Origin of the sequence: Phocaeicola sp. RTP21198st1_B8_RTP21198_201120 (assembly GCF_040929485.1) — a bacterium.
Lineage (GTDB): Bacteria > Bacteroidota > Bacteroidia > Bacteroidales > Bacteroidaceae > Phocaeicola > Phocaeicola dorei.
Genome location: NZ_JBCOCI010000008.1, coordinates 93,497 through 102,228, shown reverse-complemented (window position 1 = coordinate 102,228; position 8,732 = coordinate 93,497). Strand labels below are relative to the sequence as shown.

Annotated in this window: 8 protein-coding genes and 1 pseudogene; 6 read left to right on the top strand and 3 right to left on the bottom strand. The window is 49.0% G+C overall.

From position 1 onward, the window contains the following. Nucleotides 1–71: 71 nt before the first annotated feature. The 3 genes and pseudogenes from AB5935_RS06265 to mobA form a co-directional block, all read right to left on the bottom strand. A pseudogene (locus AB5935_RS06265) lies at nucleotides 72–992 on the bottom strand (YWFCY domain-containing protein); the annotation flags it as partial. A gap of 36 nt (nucleotides 993–1,028) precedes the next feature. After that, complete coding sequence (mobB, locus tag AB5935_RS06260) at nucleotides 1,029–2,276, bottom strand: conjugal transfer protein MobB (RefSeq protein ID WP_146265089.1); 1,248 nt, start codon at nucleotides 2,274–2,276, stop codon at nucleotides 1,029–1,031. Further along, the gene (mobA, locus tag AB5935_RS06255; RefSeq protein ID WP_117589807.1) at nucleotides 2,261–2,683 is read right to left on the bottom strand and encodes a conjugal transfer protein MobA; all 423 of its coding nucleotides are present in this window, start codon (nucleotides 2,681–2,683) and stop codon (nucleotides 2,261–2,263) included. The genes mobB and mobA overlap by 16 nt, the downstream gene beginning before the upstream one ends. 719 nt (nucleotides 2,684–3,402) lie before the next feature. On the opposite strand from mobA, the gene AB5935_RS06250 reads away from it, so the two are divergent. From AB5935_RS06250 to AB5935_RS06225, 6 genes are all read left to right on the top strand, one after another. Then, entirely contained in the window at nucleotides 3,403–4,197 is a 795-nt protein-coding gene (locus AB5935_RS06250; RefSeq protein ID WP_005802628.1) for a ParA family protein, read from the top strand. Nucleotides 4,198–4,205: 8 nt separating this feature from the next. Continuing rightward, the gene (locus tag AB5935_RS06245) at nucleotides 4,206–4,655 is read left to right on the top strand and encodes a DUF3408 domain-containing protein (RefSeq protein WP_134771218.1); all 450 of its coding nucleotides are present in this window, start codon (nucleotides 4,206–4,208) and stop codon (nucleotides 4,653–4,655) included. After that, complete coding sequence (locus AB5935_RS06240; protein ID WP_005802631.1) at nucleotides 4,643–5,308, top strand: DUF4122 domain-containing protein; 666 nt, start codon at nucleotides 4,643–4,645, stop codon at nucleotides 5,306–5,308. The genes AB5935_RS06245 and AB5935_RS06240 overlap by 13 nt, the downstream gene beginning before the upstream one ends. 180 nt (nucleotides 5,309–5,488) lie before the next feature. Then, entirely contained in the window at nucleotides 5,489–5,869 is a 381-nt protein-coding gene (locus AB5935_RS06235) for a DUF4134 domain-containing protein (RefSeq protein WP_007838794.1), read from the top strand. Nucleotides 5,870–5,874: 5 nt separating this feature from the next. Beyond that, the gene (locus tag AB5935_RS06230; protein ID WP_004288754.1) at nucleotides 5,875–6,204 is read left to right on the top strand and encodes a DUF4133 domain-containing protein; all 330 of its coding nucleotides are present in this window, start codon (nucleotides 5,875–5,877) and stop codon (nucleotides 6,202–6,204) included. Continuing rightward, nucleotides 6,201–8,726, top strand: coding sequence for a TraG family conjugative transposon ATPase (locus tag AB5935_RS06225; protein WP_117893807.1), 2,526 nt, complete (start codon nucleotides 6,201–6,203; stop codon nucleotides 8,724–8,726). Before AB5935_RS06230 ends, AB5935_RS06225 begins: the two co-directional genes overlap by 4 nt. The last annotated feature ends 6 nt before the right edge of the window (nucleotides 8,727–8,732 follow it).

Genomic DNA, 8,732 nt, shown 5'->3' with positions numbered 1-8,732 from the left:
GACGGAACAGCGGGTTAAATCTTGCAATATACATTGCTGTTTAACAATCAATTACGTGACTTTTCAGGTCACACCCAGGTGCGATTGAGGTTGAGCATTATCGTATAGCTCGCCTCGTACGCATCGGAAATGTCCGTCATAAATTCCGGATTGATAGGATTGCATCGGTGAGACCTGCGCGGATCGTCGAAATTTATGACATAGAACCGGGGCTTGACCTCGTACTTGTCCATATTCTTCAACAAAGAATTATAGGCTATGGTGGACAGGTCATCAAACTTGTAATCGTAGATGTAAATCGCAAAGCCCTTGGCTATAAGCTGGCGTATGTAACTGTTGACTATCGCATAGGACTTGCCGCTACCCGGTGTTCCGATAACCATGCAGGCACGGAAAATATTGACAATATTGACAAATCCGTTATTCCAGCGTTTTTTATAATAGAATCTCGTCGGGAGATTTACCGAATACTCATTCTCCATCAGTCGGGTTTCCTGCATGAAACTCTCATTTTCCATATTGAACACATCTTCCATGAGGTTGTGCCTGTAAAGGCGGCTCATCCATAGCCCCGACATCAGCAGGGCGAGATAGCCTGCCGTAAGAGTAAAAATATAGAATGCGGTATTTGCCGCGTGCGGCAATGGCAGCTCAAGCAACCACCAGTTCAGAAAGAACAGTGCGCATCCTGCCACCAGCGCCGCATAAATTTTAGGCCAGGTTATCTTTTCACCTTTGACCCCGTGCGTACCCAGACAGGAAACGGCCAGCAGAAGCACTGCCAACAGTTTGCTCCAGAGAATACAGTTGAAAATCCCGGTCGTATTATTGAAATTCACCAGAATCCTGTCCATCACCGCAAGGTTCAAGTTCCACGCGGTGATACTCGGATAACAATACACATAGACGTGTACCACCAAAAGAAAAATACTCACGGCCCTGCCAAATTCCATGATTTTGGCAAGCGCCCTCAAATCGTCTTCCTGCTGCATAAGAATTGTATATAAATGGGTTGATACTTGTTTTGTCTAAATGCCACGTTTGCGTCCGGTCTTCTTCTTTTTCTTCATGCGGCGTGCAAAGGCTTCCTCCTCATAGTCACGCGGGTTGGTTTCCATCGAAAGAATGCCCGCCGCCAGTTCGAGCGTGCTGCCGGATTCGTGGCGGTGATGCTGCCGAAGTTCTGTAGCGGAATGTCCGCCCCGTTCCTTTTCGGGTATGTTTTCCAACCATTGGAAATAGTCGTTGAACACATTGGCGGAAAACTCCTTGCCCATGCGTGAACCGTTGAAAACCTCCCGTCGGTTGTGGTCAATGAAGGTGACACCGTAGATACGTCCCCGCTCATTCTCACGGAACACCACATCGATATTTTTTTGCCCCAGCAGTTCCACAAACCGTTTCCGTGAATCCGCCTGCCGCAAGGCACGGGCGATGTCCGCCTGTATGGAGGGTGTCCATTTCCCCTCTTTAAGAGCTTTCAGATTCATCAACATCCGCTTTTCCAACAGCTCATTCCCGAAGCGTTTGCCGAAACGGGAACTCTTGAACGGCGGACTGACCACCTTGCCGGTATCATCCGTGGCAGAATAGACAATGCCGGTGTAGGGTACGCCGTTGTACTCCCCCCTGACCTGTTTCGCCTCGATGTTGAGTGTGGAAAGCAGTGCGCTGTATTCCCCGAAAGTTTGGAAACGGTAGCTTTCCAGTACGGCTTTAAGGGTGTTGCCTACCTGATGGCGGACATCCCCCAAGGAAGCATCCACCTTTTTTAGTTCCGCTTTCGGATTCCGCCTTTCCGTGTCCGCTCCGTTGCGCAAGCCGAAATCCGTTTCCAGTTCCCGACAGGCGGTCATGGAACGGCGGTGCTCGTAGGCGTCACTGATCTTTTTTCCCTGTCCGTCCACACAGACACTGACGATATGAATGTGGGCATTATGGGTATCGGCATGTTTGTAGGCTATGTACGGCTGATTCCCATAGCCCATTTTCTGCATATACCGTTCCGCCAACTCTACCAATTGCCCATCAGTCAGCCAGTCTTCCGGTGCCGGAGAAAGGGAGATATGCAGGACGGGCTTCTCCGTATTGCGGTTTGCCAGCAGGTAGTTCTCAAAAGAGAGCAATGCCAGACGTATGTCCTCACTGGGCAATCCCAATCTGTCGGAAATCATGCGGTTGCCCGAAAGAATCTCGGCGGTACCTGCCGTTACCTTGTCGTAGTTATAGGCAAGTGCTCCGTAAAGGCTTGTTCCGTGACTTATTTTTGCAACCATTTCCGCTCGTATTCCTGGGTTAGCACTATGACTTTTTTACAGACAAGCATCAGTTCGATGCTCAGTTTCTCCAACCTGTAGAGTAATGCCATCGCACGTTTTTCCCCGAAATTGTTCTTCAAAGTCCGGACAACCTGATTGTAGTTGTTTCCGACGGCCTGAAACTGCCTGTGGAATTCGGTCAGTTTGATGTAGTAGTCCATTGTCGCCTTGTCGATTTTCACAACTTTAATGCGACCTCCAAAAATGGATTTCTTGATGAATCCCGCTTTTTCTTTCATGCCGGATTCAGAGAATGCCGCTTCAAAGCGTACGTTTTCTTCATTTGTCAACTTGATGCCGTAACGATGTATGGCCGGATCTGCTTTGGGCTTTCGTCCCATTTTTTTCCTTGAGCTTTCTTTCATGCACTTTAGGGATTTTATGATTTGACTTTTTTCCAGATTTTTCGACTTTGGAGAAAAATCCCCCGGCTTTTGCCGGGCAAGTTGGTTTTGGGATGCCCGAAAAGTTTCGGGCTGCCGAAAACACAACTTGCTCTGTTCGCTTGAACAGAGAATCCTCCTTCGTCGGATTGCTGCGCGACGTTCACGGAACGCTGTGGTCCGACGAAGTCAGTTCTTTTCCATCGTCTGATTCCGATTTTGCAAAATTAGACAGTGATAACCGATTGGTAAACAGCGTTTGATATGACATTTGATGACATCTGACGACATCTGATGTCAGGTAGGGGAAATGTTGGTGGAAGTTTCAAAAATAGCCGCTACTTTTGGCACAGTGCATGAGGGCATACATTGAAACATTGTCCTGTAAGGGGTATTGCTTGCCTGCCACAGGTGGTGCATGATGTGAATGCGGCATCATCCCTATATGTGCAATGCCATATATGCTGCACAACAATTCTGCATGACGGAATACATTGCATCCGTGCAATGCAGTATGGGATACATTGAACCCCATATTGCATGAATGCAATGCACCTTATATGGCAATGCCCATCGGCAACCGGTTTTACACTGGTGCAATATGGTATGCAATGTATTCATGCAAACCGGCAAACAATGCGTCATTGCCATATACCAACGGATGCATTGCCGTGTGATGAAACGAAAAAATCCGGACAGATATGAAACAAATTATACACTCTAAATTCAAGCCTATGAAGAAAGAACCTTTATTTGTCGCTTTGAGCAACCAGAAAGGCGGTGTGGGAAAATCCACGTTCACGGTATTGCTCGCCAGTTACTTCCATTACCTGAAGGGGTATAACGTACTGGTGGTGGATTGTGATTATCCACAGCACAGCATCAGTACCATGCGGAACTGGGAAGTGGGAAACATTGAAAAGAACGTGCATCTGCAAAACCAGCTGGTGGAACAGTTCGGAGCAAGCGGCAGGAAAGCCTACAGCATCCTGAACTCCACTCCGGAAGAAGCCCGGGAAACGGCCGGACGCTTTCTTGAAAAGTCGGAGCTGGATTATGACCTTGTCCTTTTTGACCTTCCGGGCACCGTAAATGTGCCAGGTGTATTCCAGTCCGTAATCAATATGGATTATGTATTCACCCCCATCACGCAGGAAAGAATGGCAATGCGGAGCAGTATGTCTTTTGTCCTTGCCATCCGGGAATACATGCACCGGCATAAGGATGTACCCTTGCGTGGTATCCATATGTTCTGGAACCGGATGGACAAACGTGTTTCCAAAGACCTGTATAACGGCTATACTGAAATTTTCCGTTCGCTGAAATTGCCGGTACTGGAAACCGTCATTCCCAGTGCAGAACGTTACAAAAAAGACTCCGGAATGAAAGGGCCTCTGTTCCGCAGCACTTTGTTCCCTCCATCTTCCTCCGCAATGAAAGGAAGCAGTCTGGACCTGCTGGCAGCGGAAATAGAAACCATACTGAAACTTCAATAAAAACAATTATGACCACCAAAAGAAGAACGGATTACCAAGTGGACGAGGAGGCATTGAAACGCATGATGGCAGGAGATGTGACCGCTTTGGAAAGAACGGTTCCTCCGGAAGAGGAGCCGGAAATAAAAAGTCAGGCTGGACCTTGTCCGGAGAAACAGGAGAAGAAAAACGGTTCTTCCAGACAGCAAATAAAAAAAACACCGGATGGAGCGGCTGATTCAGATGAATACCGGAGCCGGTTTCTGAAAGTGAAACTATCGGGAGCAAGAAGGCAGACCTATATTAACGATACATTGTACAGGACTGTTGCCAAAGTATTGCCGGTCATTGCACCGGAAATGTCTGTCCCCATGTTTTTAGGGAGTGTACTGTCAGACCATCTGGAAAGGTATCAGCATATCATCAATGAAATATATAATCAAGAAGCAACTCAAAAGCCAATAGAATGGAAGAAATAGTTTATTTATCAATACGGTTCGGCTGTACCGCTTATCTGTTATATAAGGTATGGAAACAAAAAGAGAGAATAGGTAAAATCTGTGATCTGCTTTATACTCCCCGCAATCGGCCACAAGCAGAAAAAGACAACGGTGAACCGGGAAATGCACAGGATGTGATGGGAGCTACCCGATTTGTCTATCTGGACGAGAATGCCGGGAAGACCGTCGCTCCTTACATGAGCCAGCAACTGGAAACCGGAAGTGATTTTATCGGAGCGGATAAGGATATTCCGGAAGATGAAGTGGAATGCAAACTGCCTTTGGAGGAGATGAGAATGCTGAAAGAAGAACAGGAGGAACTGGACAGCCGCTCTCCCGAAACGGAAGCCATTGCTCCGATGGTTACTCCTGCTGACCTGCTCAATGTAGGCGACGTGCTGCTTAACCTGAATGGCGCCGGCTCGGACGAGAACAAATCATACAGGGCGGCCATGACACTGCATTCCATCCGGGAAACGGACATGTTTGAACTGTTCTCCTCCCAGGTGGAGAACAAGAAGCTGATTGAGGAACTGATGGGGAAGTATGTGGATAAGGAGGGGAATGCGTTGCCTTTGAAAAGAGAGAGGAAAGAAAGCAAACATGTTACTGACTGGAGGAATCTGGTCTGAAAAGGCAATATTTGTCATGTTCGGAAAATCCTGTATGCGTTAAAGTATATGGGATTTTTTATATGATGTACCCATTTAACGAAAACATGCAACAGGCATTCTTCCAAAGTGGAGGAAACCTGTTTTTTCTTTTTCATCCGTTGTACGGCAAGGACATCTGATGACATTTGATGACATCTGATGACACCTCTGAATCATAGCGCATTATCCCCATTTATCTTTGTTGTCGAATTCAAATTTATGTCTTACCCAAACGATTCGACAATGAAAAGAAGAATCCTTTTTTCTGTGATGTGTGCGGTCATCGCCGCAAACACCTTTGCGCAGGGCCAGGGCCTTGCGGGTATCAACGAGGCAACCAGCCTCATGACCTCGTATTTCGATCCCGCCACCAAACTATGCTATGCCATCGGTGCGGTGCTTGGTCTGGTAGGCGGTATCAAGACCTATGGCAAATTTTCCAGCGGAGATCCTGACACTTCGAAAACCGCCGCAAGCTGGTTCTTTGCCTGTATCTTTCTGATCGTAGCCGCCACCATCTTACGTTCCTTCTTCCTCTAAAGCCTATGGAATATCCGGTAAACAAAGGTGCCGGCAACCCCGTCGAGTTCAAAGGGCTCAAGTCGCAATACCTGTTCGTCTTTGCCGGAGGGCTTGCGATGGTGCTCCTTATGGTAGTCTTTCTTTACCTGACGGGGGTGGACCAATGGATATGCTTATCCTTCGGGATCCTGTCCGGCAGCCTGTTGGTGTGGGTGATATTCCGTTTGAATGCCCGTTACGGTGAACACGGGCTGATGAAGCTGCTGGCTGAAAAACGACATCCACGCTATCTGATTCACCGCAAGAGAGTTTTCAGATTATTCACAAGAAGAAGAAAAAAACAACAATCATGAGAAATGTATTAAAGGCGGAAACGCTGGAACGCAGATTCCCCCTGCTGTCGGTAGAAAACGGCTGTATCGTGAGCAAGGATGCCGACCTGACCGTGGCTTTCGAAGTGGAACTGCCCGAACTGTACACGGTAACGGCAGACGAGTATGAGGCCATGCACTCCTCCTGGATCAAAGCCGTGAAGGTATTGCCGGAACATAGTGTCGTCTGCAAACAGGACTGGTTCGTCAAGGAAACCTACCGTCCGAAGACCGATGACGGAGAACAGAGCTTCCTGACACGCAGCTATGAGCTGCATTTCAATGAAAGACCTTACCTGAATCACAAATGCTACCTGTTCCTGACGAAGACAACCCGCGAACGCAGCCGCCGGAAGAGTGACTTCAATACCCTTTGCCGGGGATTCCTGTTGCCCAAAGAGATAACCGACAAGGATGCTGCCGCCCGCTTTCTTGAGGCGGTGGAACAGTTCGAGCGTATTATGAATGATTCCGGACATATAAGGCTTCGCCGTCTGGAAACAGACGAAATCACCGGTACGAAGGAACGTCCCGGACTGGTGGAAAAATACTTTTCCCTCTCGCTGGAGGATGAGACCGCCGTATTGCAGGACATCTGCCTCAAGCCCGGCAGGATGCGCATCGGCGACAAACGCCTCTGCCTGCATACCCTTTCCGATACGGAAGACCTGCCCGGCAGACTTTCCACGGACATGCGCTACGAGAGGATGTCCACGGACCGCAGCGACTGCCGCCTCTCCTTTGCCGCACCCGTAGGACTGCTGCTGTCATGCAACCACATCTATTCGCAATACGTGTTCATCGACGACGCACAGGAAATCCTGCAGATGATGGAGAAAAACTCGCGCAATATGCTCTCGTTGTCAAAATACAGCCGGAGCAATGCCGTTAACCAGGAGTGGACGGAGATGTATCTTGATGAGGCACATACCAAAGGAGTGCTTCCCGTCAGATGCCACTGCAACGTCATCGCCTGGGCGGAGGATGCGGAAGAGTTCCGCCGCATCAGGAACGACACGGGCAGCCAGCTGGCCATGATGGAATGCACGCCAAGGTATAACACCATTGACACACCGGTCATCTATTGGGCGGGAATCCCCGGAAATGCAGGCGACTTTCCATCCGAAGAATCCTTTTATACCTTCCTGGAACAGGCCGTATGCCTCTTTGCCGGAGAGACCAATTACAGGAGCTCGCCCAGTCCGTTCGGAATCCGGCTGGCAGACCGCCAGAACGGGATACCGGTGCATGTGGATATTTCAGACCTGCCCATGAAGCGAGGAATCATCACCAACAGAAATAAGTTCATCCTCGGGCCTTCGGGCAGCGGAAAATCCTTTTTCACCAACCACCTTGTCCGCCAATACTACGAACAGGGAGCGCATATCCTGCTGGTGGACACTGGAAACAGCTACCAAGGGTTGTGCAGGATGATCCATGACCGTACCAACGGGAAGGACGGGATTTACATCACGTATGAAGAGGACAATCCGATATCCTTCAACCCGTTCTACACCGAATCCGGAAAATTCGATGTGGAGAAGCGTGACAGTATCAACACGCTGATACTGACCTTGTGGAAACGGGAGGACGAGTCGCCGAAACGTTCGGAGGAGGTCGCTCTTTCCGGAGCAGTGAACGCCTATATCCGAAAGATTTCGGAGAACCGGAACATCAGACCGGACTTCAACGGTTTCTATGAGTTTGTCGCCGATGACTACAGAAGAATGATTGAAGAGAAAAAGGTGCGTGAGAAGGATTTTGACATTGACGGTTTTTTGAATGTCCTGGAACCGTTCTACCGAGGCGGAGACTATGACTTCCTGCTGAACTCCGACAAGGAACTGGACCTGACAGGCAAACGGTTCATCGTATTCGAACTGGACAATATCAGCAGCAACAAAGTGCTTCTTCCGGTGGTGACACTGATCATTATGGAAACTTTCATCGCCAAGATGCGCAGGCTCAAAGGTATCCGTAAGATGATACTGATAGAGGAATGCTGGAAAGCCCTGATGTCCGCCAATATGAGCGAATATATCAAGTATCTTTTTAAGACCGTCAGAAAATATTTCGGCGAGGCTGTGGTGGTGACACAGGAGGTGGACGACATCATCAGCTCCCCGATTGTGAAGGAGGCCATCATCAACAACTCAGACTGCAAGATCCTGCTTGACCAGCGGAAATACATGAACAAGTTCGAGCACATCCAGCGGCTGCTCGGTCTGACCGAGAAAGAGAAAGGGCAGATTCTTTCCATCAACCAGGCGAACCATCCCGGACGCTTCTACCGGGAGGTATGGATAGGGCTTGGAGGAACCTGCTCGGCAGTATATGCCACGGAAGTGAGCGAGGAAGAATACTTCACGTTCACGACCGAGGAGTCGGAGAAACTGGAAGTACAACGGATTGCCGGAGGGCCGGAGGGCAGTCTGGAAGGAGCCATCCGCCGTCTGGCGGAGAAAAAGCGAGAGGAACAGAAACAGGTATCAAACCCGAAATGAAAACGA

Coding starts and splice junctions, on each gene's coding strand:
- AB5935_RS06225 (WP_117893807.1), top strand. CDS start 6,201: ATGAGAAATGTATTAAAGGCGGAAACGCTGGAACGCAGATTCCCCCTG.
- AB5935_RS06240 (WP_005802631.1), top strand. CDS start 4,643: ATGGAAGAAATAGTTTATTTATCAATACGGTTCGGCTGTACCGCTTAT.
- AB5935_RS06230 (WP_004288754.1), top strand. CDS start 5,875: ATGGAATATCCGGTAAACAAAGGTGCCGGCAACCCCGTCGAGTTCAAA.
- AB5935_RS06235 (WP_007838794.1), top strand. CDS start 5,489: ATGACACCTCTGAATCATAGCGCATTATCCCCATTTATCTTTGTTGTC.
- mobA (WP_117589807.1), bottom strand. CDS start 2,683: ATGAAAGAAAGCTCAAGGAAAAAAATGGGACGAAAGCCCAAAGCAGAT.
- AB5935_RS06245 (WP_134771218.1), top strand. CDS start 4,206: ATGACCACCAAAAGAAGAACGGATTACCAAGTGGACGAGGAGGCATTG.
- mobB (WP_146265089.1), bottom strand. CDS start 2,276: ATGGTTGCAAAAATAAGTCACGGAACAAGCCTTTACGGAGCACTTGCC.
- AB5935_RS06250 (WP_005802628.1), top strand. CDS start 3,403: ATGAAACAAATTATACACTCTAAATTCAAGCCTATGAAGAAAGAACCT.